The 18,432-nt window shown below is 57.1% G+C and carries 18 protein-coding genes; 1 reads left to right on the top strand and 17 read right to left on the bottom strand.

All coding sequences use genetic code 11. The features are described from left to right. Window positions 1–105: 105 nt before the first annotated feature. The 12 genes from LG374_RS08260 to LG374_RS08205 form a co-directional block, all read right to left on the bottom strand. A complete protein-coding gene (locus tag LG374_RS08260) occupies window positions 106–765 on the bottom strand; it encodes a hypothetical protein (protein ID WP_225757244.1) in 660 nt (219 codons plus the stop codon). After that, entirely contained in the window at window positions 765–2,171 is a 1,407-nt protein-coding gene (locus tag LG374_RS08255) for a hypothetical protein (RefSeq protein WP_225757243.1), read from the bottom strand. Before LG374_RS08255 ends, LG374_RS08260 begins: the two co-directional genes overlap by 1 nt. Continuing rightward, complete coding sequence (locus LG374_RS08250) at window positions 2,168–3,574, bottom strand: PA14 domain-containing protein (RefSeq protein WP_225757242.1); 1,407 nt, start codon at window positions 3,572–3,574, stop codon at window positions 2,168–2,170. Before LG374_RS08250 ends, LG374_RS08255 begins: the two co-directional genes overlap by 4 nt. After that, the gene (locus tag LG374_RS08245; RefSeq protein ID WP_225757241.1) at window positions 3,571–4,977 is read right to left on the bottom strand and encodes a hypothetical protein; all 1,407 of its coding nucleotides are present in this window, start codon (window positions 4,975–4,977) and stop codon (window positions 3,571–3,573) included. The genes LG374_RS08250 and LG374_RS08245 overlap by 4 nt, the downstream gene beginning before the upstream one ends. After that, a complete protein-coding gene (locus LG374_RS08240; protein ID WP_225757240.1) occupies window positions 4,974–5,165 on the bottom strand; it encodes a hypothetical protein in 192 nt (63 codons plus the stop codon). The genes LG374_RS08245 and LG374_RS08240 overlap by 4 nt, the downstream gene beginning before the upstream one ends. A 147-nt stretch (window positions 5,166–5,312) precedes the next feature. Next, entirely contained in the window at window positions 5,313–5,849 is a 537-nt protein-coding gene (locus tag LG374_RS08235; protein WP_225757239.1) for an AAA family ATPase, read from the bottom strand. Between the two features lie 18 nt (window positions 5,850–5,867). Further along, window positions 5,868–6,026 (bottom strand): hypothetical protein, encoded by a 159-nt coding sequence (locus LG374_RS08230; protein WP_225757238.1) that lies wholly within the window; start codon window positions 6,024–6,026, stop codon window positions 5,868–5,870. Window positions 6,027–6,262: 236 nt separating this feature from the next. Beyond that, a complete protein-coding gene (locus tag LG374_RS08225) occupies window positions 6,263–6,961 on the bottom strand; it encodes a hypothetical protein (protein ID WP_225757237.1) in 699 nt (232 codons plus the stop codon). Between the two features lie 134 nt (window positions 6,962–7,095). Further along, window positions 7,096–7,722 carry a hypothetical protein gene (locus LG374_RS08220; protein ID WP_225757236.1) on the bottom strand — a complete coding sequence of 209 codons (627 nt, stop codon included), beginning with the start codon at window positions 7,720–7,722 and terminating at the stop codon, window positions 7,096–7,098. Between the two features lie 12 nt (window positions 7,723–7,734). Further along, on the bottom strand, window positions 7,735–8,388 hold the full coding sequence (locus LG374_RS08215) for a hypothetical protein (protein WP_225757235.1): 654 nt from the start codon (window positions 8,386–8,388) through the stop codon (window positions 7,735–7,737). Next, the gene (locus tag LG374_RS08210; RefSeq protein ID WP_225757234.1) at window positions 8,388–9,617 is read right to left on the bottom strand and encodes a hypothetical protein; all 1,230 of its coding nucleotides are present in this window, start codon (window positions 9,615–9,617) and stop codon (window positions 8,388–8,390) included. The genes LG374_RS08215 and LG374_RS08210 overlap by 1 nt, the downstream gene beginning before the upstream one ends. Further along, window positions 9,614–10,420, bottom strand: coding sequence for a hypothetical protein (locus LG374_RS08205; RefSeq protein WP_225757233.1), 807 nt, complete (start codon window positions 10,418–10,420; stop codon window positions 9,614–9,616). The genes LG374_RS08210 and LG374_RS08205 overlap by 4 nt, the downstream gene beginning before the upstream one ends. A 52-nt stretch (window positions 10,421–10,472) precedes the next feature. Here LG374_RS08205 and LG374_RS08200 point away from each other — a divergent pair, with 52 nt between their 5' ends. Next, entirely contained in the window at window positions 10,473–11,639 is a 1,167-nt protein-coding gene (locus LG374_RS08200; protein WP_225757232.1) for an NnrS family protein, read from the top strand. 30 nt (window positions 11,640–11,669) lie between these two features. On the opposite strand, the gene miaA is transcribed toward LG374_RS08200, so the two are convergent. The 5 genes from miaA to LG374_RS08175 all read right to left on the bottom strand — a co-directional run bounded on the left by miaA (window position 11,670) and on the right by LG374_RS08175 (window position 18,412). After that, window positions 11,670–12,614 (bottom strand): tRNA (adenosine(37)-N6)-dimethylallyltransferase MiaA, encoded by a 945-nt coding sequence (miaA, locus tag LG374_RS08195; RefSeq protein WP_225757231.1) that lies wholly within the window; start codon window positions 12,612–12,614, stop codon window positions 11,670–11,672. 271 nt (window positions 12,615–12,885) lie between these two features. Beyond that, window positions 12,886–13,059, bottom strand: a complete 174-nt coding sequence (locus tag LG374_RS08190; RefSeq protein WP_225757230.1) for a hypothetical protein — start codon at window positions 13,057–13,059, stop codon at window positions 12,886–12,888. Beyond that, window positions 13,056–13,848 (bottom strand): IS5 family transposase gene (locus LG374_RS08185; protein ID WP_225756001.1). Its coding sequence is split into 2 segments (ribosomal slippage): window positions 13,056–13,583 and window positions 13,585–13,848, totalling 792 coding nucleotides; the frame shifts between segments, so codons are not numbered across the junction. The genes LG374_RS08190 and LG374_RS08185 overlap by 4 nt, the downstream gene beginning before the upstream one ends. Before the next feature lie 151 nt (window positions 13,849–13,999). After that, window positions 14,000–14,548, bottom strand: a complete 549-nt coding sequence (locus tag LG374_RS08180; RefSeq protein ID WP_225757229.1) for a lytic murein transglycosylase — start codon at window positions 14,546–14,548, stop codon at window positions 14,000–14,002. 102 nt (window positions 14,549–14,650) lie between these two features. Next, a complete protein-coding gene (locus LG374_RS08175; protein WP_225757228.1) occupies window positions 14,651–18,412 on the bottom strand; it encodes a phosphatase PAP2 family protein in 3,762 nt (1,253 codons plus the stop codon). Between the last annotated feature and the right edge of the window lie 20 nt (window positions 18,413–18,432).

Here is an 18,432-nt window from a genome sequence, read left to right as displayed (position 1 = left end):
TAACTTTTTATCTTCTCATCCGTGCATTTTGCCGTGATATTCACTTCATTACTTGTGGATTATCATGGAATTGATGGGAATTTCTGCGTAGCGCTTACCCTGCCGTTATTCGTACGGGAAGAAATCGGTTCTTGGTGGCAAGCCACCGAGTTCAATTTCCAGCAGATAATCGCCGGGTTGCAGATAGACAGGCAGCGGTTTTTTCAGGCTGCCATCGCTACGCCTGGTTTGATGGATGACGTGCCCATTGAGCAGGATACGCATATTGACGCCGTCACTATTTTGCGGTGGAGAATAATGACGCGTTTGAGTGATATGCAGTCTGCCGACCCAGTAGGCACCAAAGGCTTCCGGGATGATGTTATGTGCTTCCGGCACACCACGACTATTCACAATGGGGACGTTTTCGCTGGCGATGACACGGTTCGGCTGTTTGAGGTTGAAATAGTAGGCAGTGAAGCCGGTGGTGGGCGCCTGCCGCTGCGGGTTAAAGTATCTGCCCCAGGGATTTTCGGCCAAGGGAAACCAGTCCAGGGGGAATGTGGGCGTGGGCGCTTCCCGCGGTGTCTTGTAGTGTGCGGTGAGGATGCCGGGATTCCAGCCACTATGTAAGGCGATAAAACAGAGGCAGGCAAGCAGCAGGGTATGGTAAGCGTGGTAACGCAAAGCACGGCAATGCCGCCACAGCGTGCGGAAGCGGCCATCGTTGTTGCGCTGCCAGTCGCTACGCCCCGGAAAACGACGGTAGAGTCTATCCTCAGCCATTAGGGCGCTACCTGGGGTATCGCCGTATCGAAGTTATTCATGTCAACGCCCCTTTGTCGCTGGCGACGCCAGCAATCAGCTCTTTCCTGCGCTATTTTTTGTTCTTTCTCCCATTGTTTCTGCTGGAGGGTTTTCGTCGTGACTTGCAGTTGCGGGATACGGTTATCCGCTGTGAGACCGACACCTGCCAGCGGATAGCCTGTCCAACGGCGAACATCAATATCGAACGCAGCAAAGTCGTAGTCATCGCGATCATCGCAGGTAAAGCTGGTATCGCTGCAATGACAGTGGCGGGTAGAGATGCCTTCTATGCCTCGGGCAGCCAGGTTCATGCGTCGGGCATAGACGACGGGTGGACTGCCGACAGCGTGCACGGTATTGCTCGCATTTTTGACGACAACGGCGCGCGGCGGCTGGTCGCCGTCAATTTCCCAGTTTCGGTATTCGTCACCATCAAGCAGCAGAAGGTAAGGACGATTACCGGACTCTACCCGCACGCGGACGCGGTTCTGTTCGTCGAGTTTGTTGGTAACGGCGGCAAAGACGACGGTATTGGCGGGCAGGTGCAAGGTTTGCAGGATGGTAGCCAGACCGTCCTCCACATCGGTTTCCGGCAGGGCGGGGGCAAAGTTCAGGTGAAATTTGCCGTTCCCACTCGCCTGAGCAATGAATTCGGCTTCGAGCAGATAGCGGCCACGCGGTAGGAAGATGTCGTCGTAGAGGTAGTTCACTTTGACCCGTCTGAGGAATTGTTTGTTGGTGGGGTTGTACAGGTCTTCGTAGTTGTCGTTGTAGATAAGATGGCCGTTCAGGCGGACTTTGACGCTGCCGTGTCCAGCATCGAACCATGCCTTGTAGCGGGCATCGGTGGGGATATCAAGGTAGCCGACCCAGTAAACGGCGACTCTATCGGCAGGGATGCCGTGGAGTTCTGTCCGGCCACGCAGGTTAAGATCTATGTAGGGACTGTTTTCACGGTGCACGGTTTTATCGGCGACGTCGGCGTTGAGGTAATAGGCATCAAAACCCTGCCCCGATATGTGATTGTCGGGATTGAGAATCTTGCCCCAAGAGGCGTTATCCTGCGGGTAAGCGGCAAGCGTCTGGTAGGGTTTGCTGACCTGCACCGTTGCCGACGGTGGTGTCTGCGGTGGTGTCTGCGGTGGTGTCTGCGGTGGTGTCTGCGGTGGTGTCTGCGGTGGTGTCTGCGGTGGTGTCTGCGGTGGTGTCTGCGGTGGTGTCTGCGGCGGTGTCTGCGGTGGTGTCTGCGGTGGTGTCTGCGGCGGGGTGGCCACAGGGGCGCTTTTGCCGAGGAGGTAGAGCAAAAACAGCAGGGCGATCACCCCGCCCAGGCGGCGGAAATTGCGCGACTGTTGCCACAGGGTGCGCAGGTCGTTACGGCTCATGACTTGCTTCCTTTCATCAGGGTGTTGACGTCCCGCTGCCCTTTGCTGCCGGTACTGCGGCAGGCTTCGCGCATCTCCGCCATTTGCTGTGCGCTCAGGCGGCGGCTTTTCTCTATGTTGGTGCGGGTTACGGCGATTTCGGGAACGGTGGTGTGGTAGTGACTGCGGCCGAAACTGATGCCGGCCAGCGGGTAGCCCGTCCATGTCCTGACTTGGGCGGCAAAGGTGCCGAGATCGTCAAAGCCGCCGCGGTTGCATTTGAACGTGCCGCTTGTGGCCGTGCAGTAGCAATCGGGGGTGCCGTCGTGCAGACGCGCCAATGCCGCGTAAGGGATGCCTTGGTCCCATTGCAGCAGCGGCGGTTCTTTGCCGTCTATCTGGATCGTGGAGGGTTTGTGATAGAGGATAACGGCTTGCGGCGGGTTGTTATCCGTGCGGATATCCCAGTTGCGCGGGCCGACAGGCAAGAACAGGATGTAGGGCCGCTGGTCAGCGCTGATGTGCAGTTCGCTGCGGCTGTTGATGTCCACGTATTCGGTGATGGCGGCATATACCACGGTGTCGGCGGGCAGATTGAGGGCCTTCAGCGCATCGGCGAGGTTTTGCGCGGTGTAAAGCGGCATGGTCGGGCGGGTGGTCAGGTAGAAACCGATTTGCGCCGCTTCGTTGTTCAGGAATTCGATTTCGACGATGTGGGAACCCCGGCGCAGTTCGATGTCCGGGATGCCGGCATCGTCGCTTTTTTTGATGACGCGGCGGTCAATGCTGACACGTGCCTGTCCCTGGCCGCGTTGCACCACGCCGAACTGGTAGCGGGCTGTTTGCGGCACTTCCAGCCGCCCGATCCAATAAACGGCGAAGTTTTCGCTGGGGATGTTGAGGTAGCTGGATTGGTTGTGCCAGATGGCCGGAAACGGGTGGTTGCGCCGCAGGTATGGTCGGGCCGGTTCGTTGGCATCGAGGTAGTAGGTGTCATACCCCCGGTCCGGCACGCCTCCACCGGGGTTGAGTGTGTCGCCCCAGGGGTCTTGCAGCGGGGGGTATTGCGCCAGCTCGCCCAGATCTGCGCTGGCGACGATGTTTTGCAGGGTGGGCAGATGGGGCGGGACGTTTCCTGTCTCCGCCGTGCCCAACCCTTTCGCATTCGGAGGCAGTTCCAAAGGCTGTTCGCTGATGGTCGCAGCCGCCAGCGGTACGCTGGCAGGCGGCACAGCTGCTGGTGCCAAATTGCCAGCAGCAGCTTGGTATTGGGCCGGCGGCGAAGTAGAAGATACAGGCGCATGTTGTCCCGACGTAAAAAATCGGCTGCTCAGGAGGAGCAAAGCGAGACAGAAGACGATATAGCCCAAGCGGCGGAAATTGCGCGACTGTTGCCACAGCGAGCCTGGGTTGTCGCGTTTCATGTCTTGTCTCCTTTCATCAGGGTGTTGAAATCCAGCCGCCCTTTGCTGCGCACAAGGCTGCAAGCGCGGCGCATGTCAGCAGTTTTTTCTTTGAGCTGCCGCCTGTTTGTCATGATGGTGGCGGGGGTCACGCTGATTTCGGGCACGGTAGTGCGGGTATCCTGCGCCCCGAAGCTAATGCCGGCCAGCGGATAGCCGGTCCAGCGGCGGATATTTTCGGCAAAGAGACCGAGATCGTCGTTGCCATTGTTCCCGCATTGGAGGGTACGACTTTCTGCCGCGCAGTAGCAGTCCGGTTCGCCGTCGCGCAGTTTGTCCATAGAGATGAATTGTTGCCACAACAGCACCGGTGGGTCGCCGCCTTCCACCCAGACATCGCCCGCTTCCTGGTAACGGACGATGGCGCGGGGCGGGTTGTTGCCGGCGTGGATGTTCCAGGCGCGCCAGCCAGTGGGCAGAATCAGGATATAGGGACGGCTGTCGTCCTTGATGAACAGCTCGGCACTGCGGTCGGATTTGGCTCGCCGGGTCGTCGCCACATATGCCACGGTATTGGCCGGCAGGTGCAGGGCCTTCAGCGCGGTGGCGAGGTTGTCGACGCTATAAACAGGGGTTTTCTTTTGCAGGGCGAGGTAGAAGGTGTAGCCATCGGCATGGTTGTTGAGGTATTCGACTTCCACGATATGCACCCCCTGGCGCAATTCAATCTCCGGCATTGCCGTACCCTCGCCTTCTTTGATGATGCGGTGATCAATGCTGATGCGTACCCGGCCACGCTCGGTCTGGTGCAGGGCGAATTGGTAACGCGCCGTCTTCGGCACATGCAGTTGTCCGACCCAATAGATGCCGAGGCGCTCGCTAGGCAGACCCTGGCCGCTGCTCCCCCCCCAAGTGGCGGGATAGCTGCTGTGGCTGCGGAAATGGACCCGGGAAGGTTCGTTGGTATCGATGTAGTAGGCATCGAAACCATCCGCCGGAATAGTGCCATCAGGATTAAGTCGTTCACCCCAGGAATCGTGCAGGGGACGATATTTCGCTAGTTCGCCCAGCTCCGGCGCGACCAACGCTTTCGGGGGCTGCGCGGCGTTGTTGCCCGCTGCCGCCGCCGTGGTCGCAGTGCCCGTTGGCGGCGGCATGGCGGTTAGCGTCGCAGCAGAGGCGATATGGGTCGCCGCAGGCAAGGGGGCGGCACGGGCGACAGGTGGCACGGCGGCGGGTGGCTGATAATGGGCGGTGGTCGTTTGCGGGTTGCCCGCTGCCGCGGTTTGCGTCGCCGGCTTGTCGTAGTGAAGCAGGAGGAGAAGGAAGGCGAAGGTGAGGATGATGTAGCCGAAGCGGCGGTAATTGCGCGAGTGCCGCCACAGGGCAGGGATAGAACCGTTGCGGCGGGCGCGACCACTCATGGCTGCGGGTTCCCACCGCCGGTATTGCCGCTGTGAGGCGGCGTACCGCTGTTGTAACCGCCCGGCGGTGTCTGCCGGCTGACCCGCGCCCGGACTTTGCCATCTTCAAGGTGCAGTTCGATGGTGTCGTAGTCGCGCTCACGGGCCTGGATGAGCGAATCGGCGATGGATTCTTCCAGCGCCCGCACCAGATCGCGGCGAGGCCGAGTTTTTTGTAGCGCTCCATCAGCTGCACGATGATTTGCGGATCGATGCCTTTACCTGCAACTTTCAGGCCGTAGCTGTTGATCATCCGCTCCATTTCCAGGGCGCAGACGCGGGCGATGTCGAGTCCGCTAAACGGCGCAAAGACAAAGATGCGGTCGATGCGGTTCAGCACTTCCGGGGCAAAGCCCTGTTCGCGCAGAGTAGCGACGGAGGCACTGCGCAGCGCATCCGGATCGTCGGCAAAGTCTTTTTGCAACTGGGCGAAGTGCGTCGGTCGCGGCATTCGAGGTCAGGATGAAGATAGCGTGGCTGCTGTCAATCTGCTTGCTGTCGGAGGCTTCGGTGACGAATCCGTCGTTCCAGGCGGTGAGGAAGTTTTTGAGGACATCGCGGTGGGCTTTCTCGATTTCATCGAGGAGGACGATGGCGTTGGGGTGATCGCGCAGACCGGCGGTGAGTGCGCCGTAGCTGGTCGAGCCGACGTAGCCACGCGTCATGCCGAAGAGTTGCGCCGCGCTGAAGGCGCCGGCGGCATATTGAGTCATGTCGAAGTGCAGCAGTTTGCGCTGCATGGTTTCTGCAAGCACTTTGGCGAGGAAGGTTTTGCCGGTGCCGGGCGGACCGGCGAAGAGGAAGACGCCGACCGGGCGATTGCGCTGGGTCATGGCCAGGCGGCGGCGCAATTACTGGGCGAGATCCTGACAGACCTGCGCCTGACCGACGACTTTAGCCTGCAAGTCCTGGCTGAGTTTGTCTGCGTCCAGCAGGACGGCTTCTTTATCGAGCCGCTCTGCGGCTTTTTCGATGTAATCAAGGTTGCTGAGTCTGTCGAGTATGTCCATGGGAATGAGCCTGTAAATCCAGTTGGGTGCATCACCACGCCAGTGCCGCCATGCCGCCATGCCGCCCACATGATGCCAATCATGACGAAGAGCAGTGCCAGCAGGTAGCCGCTTGCCGCGTTCAAGAAAGCACGCAGGGGCGCCCAGGCACCGGAAAGAAACTGCCACAGCATGATGCACATGCAGGCAAACATCAGGATGGGCAGGAGACGGTAGATGACGTTCATGGTGGTCGCTTATTGCAGGTAGAGGTCGATGCTTTGTCCTTCCGCCAGTACCGGCAGGGCAACCGGCACCCCGCTACCAGTAAAGCCGAGAGTAATGCCGCCACCGCCATCGTGAACCCCGGTGATGGTGACGGGGCTGCCGGTGATGGTGGGAAAAGCGAGGGTTTGAGGCGCATGCATGAGGTTGACTTGCTGGCTGTAGCCGGCGCTCGTCACCATGACGACATCACCATCCTGCGCCACGTCGTCCCACAGGGTGAGTTCGACTAGGCGGGCGCCCGCACCTGCCGGTATCGTAGCTGCTGTTGCGGGTGCAGCACCTGTCTGCGGTACGATATTTTCTGTAGCGGAAACAGGCTGCAAAAGCTGATTTTGCAACTGCCATTTGGCAGCTGCATCCAGCGGCATAGCCTCAACTCGCTGCTGTACCTCCTCCGGTGGCACGCTGCGAACTGCATACACGGCCTGCCGTGCAAATTGTTCCGCACGGGCATGGATTTGCGACTGTGTCAGGTGATCAGTAGTAGCAGGGGCGACCACAGCCGCTGTATTTCCTGCGCCACTGCTGTCTGGGGAGGTCATTAACCGGTTCATGCCAAAGCCGAGCAGTCCGATAACCACGCCTGCCAGCAAGAAGACCGGCAGGTTGTTCTTTTTACGCAGACGGCGTTCTTCTTCGGGCAATGGTGGCAAGCGTTCGGGTTGCATGGTGGTTCCTTTAAGTTATTGGTCATGTGACGGTAATTATAGCGGTAAAGCGGCGGTTCTTTTTCATTCACTGCCTTTGTTTACGTCAGCAAGAACATACACTTGCTGTCCGCATACAGCGGCATTCCCGCACTTTAGTATTTAAGGAGGATGGACACGTTCTCACCGGGGCGCAGCAACGGCAGGACGAGTGGCTTGCCCAGCGCGTTACGCATATCGCGGCGCAGATAACGGTCACGGTACGCGTCGTCATCTGCCGGAAAGTGAATACCGACCACGGCGGCGGTGATACCGCCGCCCGCCCCATCACTCAGGGCGGTGATGGTGATCGGGACGCCAGGCGTTACCGGCAGAAACACGTCTTGCGGGGTAGAGCTGAGGAGGACGTTGACGTGAAAACCCATTGAGCTGATGCGCACGACATCGCCATCGGCACTGCTATCGTCCCAGATTTTCAGCCCGGCGGTGGCAAGAAACTGGTGATGCCAGGATGCCTCAATCAGCGCCCGCCTCTCTTTGCTACTCAGGCGGGAGGCGGCAAATTTCATCAGAACAAGAGTATTAAGGACCCCTTCCCGGTAATTGTTTTCCCCCGGCAGTAGCGGGGTGGCAACAAAATCTGCCTGCCGCTGCGCGATTTGCGCCGGCGTGAGGTGATCGCCGCCGGCGCGTACCCATCCCGGCGCCAGCAACTGGTTCAGGCTGAAACCACCGAAGAGGATAAAGAGGAGAGGATAGCAGAGGGTGGGAAGACGCAGCATGGTGCTAACCCCTTATTCGCTTTGCCAGGTCAAGGCAAAAGTCTCATTGCCACCGGATTCGACTTCCAGCAGATAATCGCCCGCTGCCAGGGTAACGGAACGGTTTTGCCTATAGAAAGCTCCGCTTTCACTGAGGTAAACCACATGTCCGTCCAAAAGGACGCGTGCTTCCCGCGCCTGGAGGTTGAACGTATACGTGGCAGCAACAGGAACATGCAGAGTGCCTGCCCAGTAAGCAGCAAAATCGTTGGGGGCAATGCCGTGTCGAACGGCTTCCCCTTCCATAAAAATCTGCTGTACCCGTTCGCGGGCGACAAGACGGGTCGGCGCCTTCAGATCAAAATAGTACGCATCAAAACCTTTTGCTGGCGCCCGCTGCTGCGGGTTGAACTGCCTGCCCCAAGGATTATCCGCCAGCGGAAACCATTGCAACGGGAAATGACGCGGCGGTCGGCCAACATCATCCAAATTAAAATCGGCACCGCCACTATCCGGGTACCAAACACAGCCAATGCCAATGGCGCACAAGCAGGCGAGTAGTAGGGTGTAATAACAGTGACGACGCAGAGCGCGGCAATGCCTCCACAGGGTACGAAAACGTCCATCGTTATTACGCTGCCAGTCGCTGCGCCCGGCAAAACGGTGGTAGAGCTCATCCCTGGCCATCAGTGCGCCTCCCGAGGCATCACATCATCAAAACGGCGCTGCATACCCTTGCGCTGCTCCTGATATATGGCGGCGCACTTGCGGCTTTCTTCCGCCTGAAAGCGTGCAAATGCCTCCCGCTGTTGTTGTAGGGAGGCCTTGTCGGTATGGATATGGGGCACACGATTGTCAGCGGTGAAGCCTGCTCCTGCCAGCGGGTAACCCGTCCACTGCTGCACCTGGGTGACGATGGCTGTTATCTTATCGAAGTTGTCTGGGCAATCCAGATCACTACCTTGGCAGCGGCAATTGCTGGCATAAAACGGCTCGATGGGCATCTCCAAATATTTCTGCCAGAAGAACACCGGCGGGCTGCCCGATGCGTAAAAATCGCTATGGATACTGTTGCTGACGATAGCCAGCGGTGTGCCGTGGATTTCCCAGCTCAGGCCGCCGCCCTGCAAGAGCAGGATATAGGGGCGCGTCTCGTTGATGTAGAGAGGAACCGTATAATTAGCGTCGTTATGCGAGGCGAATACCAAGAAGACAACCGTATCAGCGGGCAGCTGCAAGGCTTGCAGGGAAGGCGCCAGCACATCCGGCGACGGCATCACGGGCACGCTCGGGCGGATGTTGAAGCCGAAATCGGTGGTGTGCCACAGATTGCTATATTCGACTTCGACGATATGCTCGCCCGCTTCCAGCAGCAGATTGTCCGGCAGATCCTCGCTCACGCCCGCCACAATCTGCCTGCCGTCGATAATCAGGCGGACGTGGCCGGTTGAGCTTGAAACACCCGACATGAACAGCGAGTACACGGCACGCTGCGGCACCTGCAAGCGCCTAACCCAGTAGCCATCAAACTGCTCGGAGGGAATATCGTGAAAACCATCATAGGTATAGTGAATATCGACACGCGGCACCTGTTCACGGGCGATGATCCGGCGGCGCTTGTTGTCATCCAGGCGGTAACGCTCAAGATAATACGCAGCATAGCCACTGGCGGGGACTTCACCATCAAGGTCGAGTTCATCCCGCCAGGCATTCGCGGCAAGCGGGAAACTATCGAGCTTCGCCACCACGGTGATACTGCTGACCGTTGCCTTGGGCAGCGACGACAGCGTCGCTGGACGCGGCATGAACAGCGCCGCTGCCATCAGCAGCAGAACCAGCAACGAGACCACATATGCCAAGCGACGAAACATCGCCGAATGTCGCCAAAAAGCGAACCCACCCTGTCTGCCTGTCATAAATCCTCCTTGCCTTGCGGGCGCAGTAGCAATTCCACCGTTTGCCCCTCCCGCAACAGCGGCAGGGCAAGCGACTTCCCCTCCTGCCCCACAAACCCCTTGCGTGGATAATTCTGCCACAGCGCCTCATCAGCCGTCAGGGCGCGCTGTGCCGCCACCGATACCGTAATTCCGCCCCCGCGCCCGGCATGCACGCCGCGAATGACGACCGGCACACCGAGGATGATAGGGATATAAACATTGCGCGGCACATCACTAAGCAGCAGGGTCTCGGTGTAGCCCGCCGAACGGATTTGCACCATATCGCCATCGGCGGCGGCATCGTCCCACAATTTCAGGCCGACAATCGCCTCAACTGGAAACCCGTTGGCGAAACTTTCCGCCATCAGGCCCCGCCAGGGCGCATTGAGGTGCGTGATGAACTTGAACTCCCGCTCACTATCCATGCCTGACACCACAAGCAGCGGCGTGGCGGCGAAATCCGCCTGCCTTTGCGCAACCTTGGCGATACTGAGATGATCACCGGCGGCACGAATCAGGTGCGGTGCGAACAGAGTATTCAGGCCATAACCGCCGCAGACGACAAAAATAACCAGCAGACACAGGGCAGCAAAGCGGCTGATCACAGGCAGACGGTTCATGGTTGCATCCGCTTGTACCATTCGCTGCACCTTTTTCGTGTTACCACGTATTTGACCAAAACGCCATTTCCCATATCCCAACCCGCAAAGAAACCAAGACTCGCCTTTGCATTTTAGCAGTTGCGCCCTACCCTGCCCCGCGCCATTGTTGATTTCCATCATCGGTGTCGGCGCGTGGCGGTGCTATCCTGCGTGCCGTTTTTCCGGAGGTTTTATGCACCGCTATCCTGCCATTCTCAATCTGGGTTTCCGCCTGTTTTTCTTCACCGCGTCCGCTTTTGCCGTGCTTACCATGCTTGCCTGGCTGGCGGTGTACCAGTTTCAGGTAACAGCGTTTAGCGGCACGCTGCCGCCCTCGTACTGGCACGGGCACGAGATGGTCTATGGCTATGCCGCTGCCGTCGTCACCGGTTTTCTTTTCACCGCTGTGCAGAACTGGACGGGGCTGCCGCTGCCGCATGGCTGGCCGCTGTTTTGTTATTGGCTGCCGTGGTTCGTCGCCCGTCTGCTGTTTGCCTTTGCCCCCGGCTGGCAGCTCGTCGCTGCTTGTTTTGATGTGCTCTTTGCTCTCGGCAGTCTGTATGGCGTCGCCAAGCCAGTCTTGGCGGTCAAGCAGTGGCGGCAAATGGGGCTGGTATCGAAACTGGGATTGCTGGTCATCGGTCAGTTGCTCTTTATCGCCGGGCTGCTCGGCTTCGCCCACGGGCTCTATTGGAGTCTGTATCTCGGCGTGTTCACCATCCTCGCCATCGTGCTGACTATCGGGCGGCGGGTCACGCCGTTTTTCACGGAACGCGGCGTCGGCTATCCCTTCACGCCGAAGAACAGCATCCTGCTGGATCGTCTCTGTTTGGTGTCGTTTACCGTCTTTTTTGCGTTGAAGGTATTTACGCCGTGGCAAGCGGCGGCATCCGTCTTCGCCTTGGCAACCGCGTTTACTAACGGCTGGCGCCTCGTCGGCTGGTACACCTTCGGTATCTGGCGGCGACCGCTGTTGTGGTCGATGTTTTTGTCCTTCGCCGGGATGATTTTTGGCTTCTTCCTCTTCTTCTGCCAGCTTTTTTGGCCTATTAGCGATTCGCTGGCGATGCACGCGCTGACGCTCTCCGGCGTCGGCCTGCTCACGCTCTCAATGATGGGGCGGGTCAGCCTAGGCCATTCCGGGCGTAATATTCACGAGCCGCCGCGTCTGCTGGTGATCGGGTTATGGCTGCTGTCGCTGGCGTTTATCTGCCGTGTTGTGCTGCCGCTTGCCGCTCCCGCGCAGATGATGCTGTGGATTGCGCTGGCGCAGGTGTTGTGGGTCATCGCCTTCTGTTTGCTGCTGCACGGCTACACGCGCATCTGGTTTTCGCCGCGCATTGATGGCAAGCCGGGCTAATGTTTGCCTGCTGGTATGAAGAAACCCCTGCTACGGCAGGGGCTTTTCGTTTATGAAGGCAGTGATGGCACCAAGTGCGGCATCCAGCCCTTGCAGCGGATCGTAGTGGTGCAGTTCGAGAACGTCGGCGAGGCGGTTGTTTATCCAGGTGATTTGCCGCTTGGCTAACTGGCGGCTGGCGATGATGCCCTGTTCGATGGCGGTGGTGCGGTCGGTCACGCCGTCCAGGTATTGCCAGATTTGCCGGTAGCCGACGCTGCGCATGGCAGGGCTATCGGCGCTAAGGCGCGGGCGGGCTTTGAGTGCGGCCACTTCGTCAATGAAGCCTGCCTCTATCATGTGCTGAAAGCGTATGGCGATGCGGCGGTGCAGTTCGGCACGCGGCGGATTCAAGGCAATGGCGAGAGTCTGCCACGGTGGCGCGGCACGCTGCTGTGCGGCGTAGTGTGCGCTCGGGGTTTTACCGCTGGTTATGATAAGTTCGAGGGCGCGGATGAGGCGTTGGTGGTCGTTCGGCATGATACGCGCCGCGCTGGCCGGATCGAGGCGGGCGAGTTCGGCGTGCAGGGCGGCGGCACCTTCACTGTCCAGGCGCGCTTCGATAGCGGCACGATTATGCGGGTCGGCGGCAGGCAGGCCGTCCATGCCAGCATAGAGGGTGTAGTAATAGAGCATGGTACCGCCGACGAGGATGGGAATTTGTCCCGCTTGGTGAGCTGCCTGGATTTCATGCGTCGCATCGGCGGCAAAACGGGCAGCAGAATAGGTTTCTTCCGGATCGAGAATGTCAATGAGGGCGTGCGGATAACGAACGAGGGTTGCGGCATCAGGTTTGGCGGTGCCGATATCCATGCCGCGATAGATTTGCGCGGAATCGACGCTGATAAGATGCACGGGCTGACGGTCAGCAAGGGCAAAGGCAAGGTCGGTCTTGCCGGACGCGGTCGGGCCGAGGATGCAGATAACGGGAGGCATGTGGGCAGTGGATGATAAGAGCGGTGCGCCATGGTATAGCGGGCTTCCCCTGAAAGCTATGCCGGACTTCGCGAGAATGCGGATACAGAAACGGAATGGCAGAGCCATTCCGTGCAATGAAACTATGTGTGATGCTCAACCTTGCTGCTGTTGCGGCGGAGGCGGAGAGGGTTGCGTATCAACAGCGATAGCTAGCAGGATGGTCAGGAAAGCAAGGTTTTTTTAACGGCTTGACGAGGTTTTGACGCCGCTTGTCCATAAAAAAGCGTTTTTACCACGGACGCAAATCCACGGTCGCCAGGATTTTCTGCTCTTTGTTTGAGACCAGCACCGTCATATCCAAGTCGCCGCCCATCATTGGCAGGAAGCCATCGGCCTGCGGATATTGATGCAAGATCTCGTCCACCGCCGCCTGCGGGTTGTGCTTGCCTAAGAGCGTGTTCATAGTCTTCGTAGCAGGACTCCCAAGAAAGCCAAAGCTACCATTTGCAGACTGGTACTCAACTTACGCTCGCAGTTTTTCCAAAGCCGTCTGTTCTTTTCCAACCAGGAAAAACTGCGCTCGACTACCCATCGCTTTGGCAATACCGCAAAGCGGTGTAATTCGTTTCGTTTGGCAATCTCTACCTCCGCACCAATCAACTCCTGTACTGACGAAGCAAATGCCTTACCCGTGTAACCACCGTCAGCAAGGATTTTTTGTACCGCCCCAAGATTATCCCGCCCACGTTCCAATGCTAGCAGGCAGCCTTTTCTATCCGTAACATCCGCCGTCGTTACCGCAAGCGCATGCGGCAAACCCTGCGTGTCAACCGCTATATGCCGCTTGATACCGCTAACCTTCTTGCCCGCATCGTAGCCTTTTTCCATGGCGGTATCCGTGTTCTTCACACTCTGCGCATCAATAATCAGGAAAGTGGTTGCTTCATGATGCCCCTGCTTGCGGCGCTCCGCAACTACCTGATTTTTTTAATGCTTCCTCAAGGATGCTGATGCCACTCTCGCGTGGCTCAGTCCATCTCTGGAAGTAGGAATGCACGGTGCGCCATTTGGGGAAATCGCCCGGCAAAGCGCGCCAGGAGCAGCCAGTGCGTTGCAGGTAGAGAATGGCACAAAAGACATCGTACAAGTCCACCTGACGTGGCGCTGTGCGTTTACGGGCACTTTCCAGCAGGGGGAGGAGAGGCGCAAATTGCTCGCGACTGATATCGCTTGGGTAGGTTTTTCTGTTCATGCCGATAGTTTACAGCAGAGGCTGAGACAATGAACACGTTCTAAGTCGCTGAGCGGCAGAACCTCTTTGGCGAAATCCTGCCAGTGCCCTGCTATCGGTTGATAAAGCTCGGCTCTCCGCACAGGAGATTTGCCTTTTTCCAGCTCCAGCATTAACCAGTCCGACTGCTCTGCTTGTCCTTGGCGGGGCGCACCATGCCCCAGAAGGTGACGATGTAGGACGCGCCGACGCCCGTCTGCGCCTCAATCTGCTGCAAGAGGCTACGGTAGCGGGCAAGTTGGGCGCAGCCTTTCTGGATGCGGTCATTGGAGACGGCATTGTCGAGGTACGCCCAGACCATTTTGTTCAGCTCCGGCTGTTTTCGGTCGGCACTGACCACTTTTTCTTCGTAATGAGTACGGGCAAGCAGTTGCTGGATGTCGTTATCGGCAATACCGGCAGCGGCGCGCTGGGCAAATGCCTGCTGCCATTCGGCGAAGTTCGCAGGCTGCGCCAGCGGCGGCGGGGTTTCCGGCTCAAGCGATGGTGGTGTTCGGGTTCGACGAGCACTACCGCCAGACGCGTGCCGCAGGCGGTGAGCAGGTAGGCAATGGCGAAAACTAGGATAGAACGGAACAGGGTCATGACGGCAATCCGGCGCAAATGAATAAGTAGTTAGGATAATGGCAGACAGACGGGGCGGTAATTCATTACATTGCAAATACCGATCCCACACTGTGGGACAAACACTGCCTTCCGCCAAGCGGCGTAATGATTGCTTCCAGGCAGGTCCATAAAAAGGCGGCCAATGGCCGCCTGTGCGTTAGGGTTGTTGCGGGGTATCCTCAGTCCGGCGCGAGGCTTCGGCTTCCAGCACCATGCGTTCTTGACGCAAGTTGCGGAACATCTCGATGTTTTGTTGCTGCACGTCGTCAACAATGGCATTACCCTTGGGCGTTGAGTATTCGAGGTAGAGGTTGTTGTCAGTTGAGACATAGTTTTGCGGCAGACGCAGAGTGCGCGACAGGTAATCTACATCCTCCGGCTCTAGCATCATACTTGCCTGCAAGGCTTTCTCTTGCGCCGTCAGCGCATTTTCATCAACTACCAACTGGCCATCTATATGATGCAATTGTGCTGCAGCCGCAGAATTGGTCGCAACCAGCACACCCTGACCACCAACCACATATAGCCAGACGTAGCGGAATTCCTGATGCAGGGTATTTAACACATAGATGAGGTCTATCGGGCGGATATGGTGCAACTGTATCCACTGCTGCAAAACGCCATCCTCTTGCAAACGCGTGGCCACCAGCTGGTAAAACTCACGGTTATAGAGATTTGCCGCGCCAGCGAACCAGATGCTATTGATCTCCATGCTGATGAGGTCGTAACGCTTGTTCTGCGTCAGCAGGAGATTACGCCCGTCGGTGTAATACAGGGTGACATTTGGCTGTTGCGATACTAAGCCGTTAATGTTCGCGAAGTGGCGGTCGGCCATAGCAACCATGTCCGGCGCCAGTTCTGCAATATCTACCCGGGCAAAGTTTTCTTGATGCAGAACGTGCGCCGAGTTGCCCGTGCCATAGCCAATCACCAGCACATCGTCCCGATGCGACGTGTGCAGCAGCGGGGTCAGAGCGACGCCGACTTGCGCAATGACTTCACGGGAATTATTACCCTGGAATTTACCGTTCGTTAACAAGGTCAAAATCGTGACCGGCTTGCCATCATCTTCCACCGTCTGCTCGTTTACCGTGATAAGCCCTCCCTGGATACTTTCTAAGGAGTCAATAACATCACCATGCGGAGATAGATGAAAATATACGTTTGCACCTGTAGCAATTTGACTCAGATTCCATTGTGCCGGGTAGCCAAGCAACGCAAAGAACACCGCCAAGGCGACACCAGTTGTGGCGAAACGCCGCATGCGGCGGTTTGTAAAGGTGAAGCGTCCGGCATAGAGCATATAGCAGGCAAGCAGCAATGAAAGCACAGCCAGCGCTAGCAGCAGGCGGTTTGAGCCCCACCAGTTGAGGAAAAGGAATCCGGCAAGAAGTACACCAGCAATATTGCCCAATGTGTTGCACAGGCTGGCAATGCCTAGCCCTGCTGCTTCTCCTCGGTTTTTCAGCCAATCGGAAGCTAGCGCCATCGTTGCCGGGTAACCCAGACCGATAAAGAATGCCGGCGGCATCATGATAACGGCGCATACGCTGCCACGAATCAGCTCACGCGCTGCAAAGCCGAAGTGATGATACGCCTCCATAAAGCCGAAACTGGCGAAGTAGCCACTCAAGCCATCCCATTGAAAAGCAGAAATGATGATGCTGAAAAAGATGCCCAGTTGCGCCACCGCAGCGACTGCAGGGTCAGTCAACACACGGCGCAGTTTGTCGTAACTGGCCGAGCCCAGGCCAAGACCAAATAGGAAGGTGGCCAGCATCAGGCCAAAGGCATAGACGCTATTGCCGGCAATAATGGCCAACATATGCATATTGACGATTTCCAGCGCCAGTGTGACGATACCGCCGATGCTGACCACCAGCAGTGCTGCAATACCGAGGCGACGGCGTTGTACGTCGTCTAGCGCGGGTAAAGAGGCATAGTTTGCGCTGTCATCTGTGCCTGTTTCTACAGCGGATTGCTCCTTTTCCGGCAGGTTCTTCAGGCGAACCAGTGCATACAGAGCAATCATCAAGCTGAATAAGGCAGCCAGATGGGTCGCACCGGACAATCCAGATGCGGGCAGGATAAGGTAAGCGCCGACCAAGGCGCCAAATGCCGCACCAATAATATTCGCTGTGTACAGACGGGCGATGATGTTGCCACGCTCCGGTAGATAGCCACGCAGGAACTTGAACATGATGGGCAACGTCGTTCCCATCAGGACAGTCGGAATCCCAAGGACGATAGCACCAAGCGCGACACGCCACAGCGTCAATACCGCCGCATCGGGACGTATATCCGTTGCCAGCGCGACATAAATATGTGTAATCAGCTTGAACAGCATCGGGGTCGCCAGCGCGTACAGACCAATGGCCCCTTCAAACAGGGCATACCAGCGCAGCGGTAAGCGCACACGGTCAGCAATAAGGCCACCTAGCCACGCACCAAGCGCCATACCGCCCATATAGGTTGCCATGACCGTATAAGCTGCCAGCGAAGTACCGCCAAATACCACGCCCAAATGCTTGGCAAAGACAACTTCGTAAAGCAGTCCCGCAAAACCGGAGCAAATGAAGAGGCCGAACACCCAGCGTATGGATGCCTGCCCCAGCTGCTGCGGCTGTTCGAGTTCCACCAAATCGACCTGCCATTCTTCCGCTGTTGGAGCGGGCAAGCGCCAGACCGCACGCAGGAAGATGGCAAGGCACCAGGCAAACGCCGCAACGCTGGCAAGCGCCAAGAGGCGCACCAGCCAAAGGTTGTCAATCAGGACAAAACGCGTCAGATTGATATGCAGCAGCAATTCCCACATAACAAAAAGTGCGGCACACAGCCACCACGCACGGCGCCGATAAAAAAGCCATTGCGGCGGATTAAGCAGCGCCGTTCCAAGAGCGACGCAAAACGGCATGGCAACAATCAGGTCAAGCAGGTAGTGTTCACCCAACGCCATCGTAGCAATAAAGGTAATCGCCGCGAAAATGCAGGCAAGATAAAAATACAACTTGCGCGTCAAGCAGGCAGTGACCAGTACCAGCAACATGGCGCCAGTGAAGTGCATGGAAGGCATACCGTTACGCACCATCGGCACGACCTGCACCCACCCTCTTTGCGCTTCCAGCACCCAATGCATATCGTCAGGATAATGTGCGCCAAAAGCAGGCGGCCCTGCGACTGGGTTAAACATATAGAGCGCAAAAGCAAGGATGAAAGGGACGATTAACACCCGGAAAATATGTAATTGTGTGGCACGTCCTTCACGCAACACGATACCCAGCAAAAGGAACAACGCCATCATAAGCAAGCCATACACCGTGAGTATAAGCGTTTGCCACAACGGATGGGCATTGTCACGGAATATCACGTAAAGAGAGGCGGCAAACTCATAAAAGGCTTCATCCATTTTGTATAAATCAACATCCAGCGTTTCTGGCAACAACACATGGGTTACCGATAGCATATTAATGCGGATAAGTCCCAAGGCAGCAAGTAGAACAGCCAAAGACAAAAAAGCAATACAATAACGGTGTGCGCTAAACATATCGACATTGTGCCGAAAAAGCGTTTTACCGTGATACAGGAATGCGCCGAGCGATAAAACCCCAACTGCCCATAATACTGTTGCAAAGAGAATATTTTCCACACTATTGATTGGAGCCATAATTTGCTGCATTAGCAAGGTAATAACACCAATACCCAGCGCAATCCACATAACCCTGTCAGATAGCAGATGCTGCCGCCCTATCCATAAAATTATCCCGGGAAGGCCAAAGTACATCCCCAAATATATGAACCAAGAGATATCTAATTCAGGGAAACTCAGATGAAATGCACCACCATAGAAAGAATAAAATACATATTCAGTGAGTAACAATGTAATAAATGATAGTATTGACCAGAATTTTAGGCTTTTCATAAACTATCTATTAAATTATA

Source organism: Cardiobacterium sp. Marseille-Q4385, assembly GCF_916618745.1.
Taxonomy (GTDB): Bacteria; Pseudomonadota; Gammaproteobacteria; order Cardiobacteriales; family Cardiobacteriaceae; genus Cardiobacterium.
This window is presented reverse-complemented; position numbering and strand designations above follow the sequence as displayed.

Bases quoted from the DNA above. Each gene is read 5' to 3' on its own strand.
- LG374_RS08260 (WP_225757244.1), bottom strand. From the start codon at position 765: ATGGCTGAGGATAGACTCTACCGTCGTTTTCCGGGGCGTAGCGACTGG.
- LG374_RS08255 (WP_225757243.1), bottom strand. From the start codon at position 2,171: ATGAGCCGTAACGACCTGCGCACCCTGTGGCAACAGTCGCGCAATTTC.
- LG374_RS08250 (WP_225757242.1), bottom strand. From the start codon at position 3,574: ATGAAACGCGACAACCCAGGCTCGCTGTGGCAACAGTCGCGCAATTTC.
- LG374_RS08245 (WP_225757241.1), bottom strand. From the start codon at position 4,977: ATGAGTGGTCGCGCCCGCCGCAACGGTTCTATCCCTGCCCTGTGGCGG.
- LG374_RS08235 (WP_225757239.1), bottom strand. From the start codon at position 5,849: ATGACCCAGCGCAATCGCCCGGTCGGCGTCTTCCTCTTCGCCGGTCCG.
- LG374_RS08230 (WP_225757238.1), bottom strand. From the start codon at position 6,026: ATGGACATACTCGACAGACTCAGCAACCTTGATTACATCGAAAAAGCC.
- LG374_RS08225 (WP_225757237.1), bottom strand. From the start codon at position 6,961: ATGCAACCCGAACGCTTGCCACCATTGCCCGAAGAAGAACGCCGTCTG.
- LG374_RS08220 (WP_225757236.1), bottom strand. From the start codon at position 7,722: ATGCTGCGTCTTCCCACCCTCTGCTATCCTCTCCTCTTTATCCTCTTC.
- LG374_RS08215 (WP_225757235.1), bottom strand. From the start codon at position 8,388: ATGGCCAGGGATGAGCTCTACCACCGTTTTGCCGGGCGCAGCGACTGG.
- LG374_RS08210 (WP_225757234.1), bottom strand. From the start codon at position 9,617: ATGACAGGCAGACAGGGTGGGTTCGCTTTTTGGCGACATTCGGCGATG.
- LG374_RS08205 (WP_225757233.1), bottom strand. From the start codon at position 10,420: ATGATGGAAATCAACAATGGCGCGGGGCAGGGTAGGGCGCAACTGCTA.
- LG374_RS08200 (WP_225757232.1), top strand. From the start codon at position 10,473: ATGCACCGCTATCCTGCCATTCTCAATCTGGGTTTCCGCCTGTTTTTC.
- miaA (WP_225757231.1), bottom strand. From the start codon at position 12,614: ATGCCTCCCGTTATCTGCATCCTCGGCCCGACCGCGTCCGGCAAGACC.
- LG374_RS08190 (WP_225757230.1), bottom strand. From the start codon at position 13,059: ATGAACACGCTCTTAGGCAAGCACAACCCGCAGGCGGCGGTGGACGAG.
- LG374_RS08175 (WP_225757228.1), bottom strand. From the start codon at position 18,412: ATGAAAAGCCTAAAATTCTGGTCAATACTATCATTTATTACATTGTTA.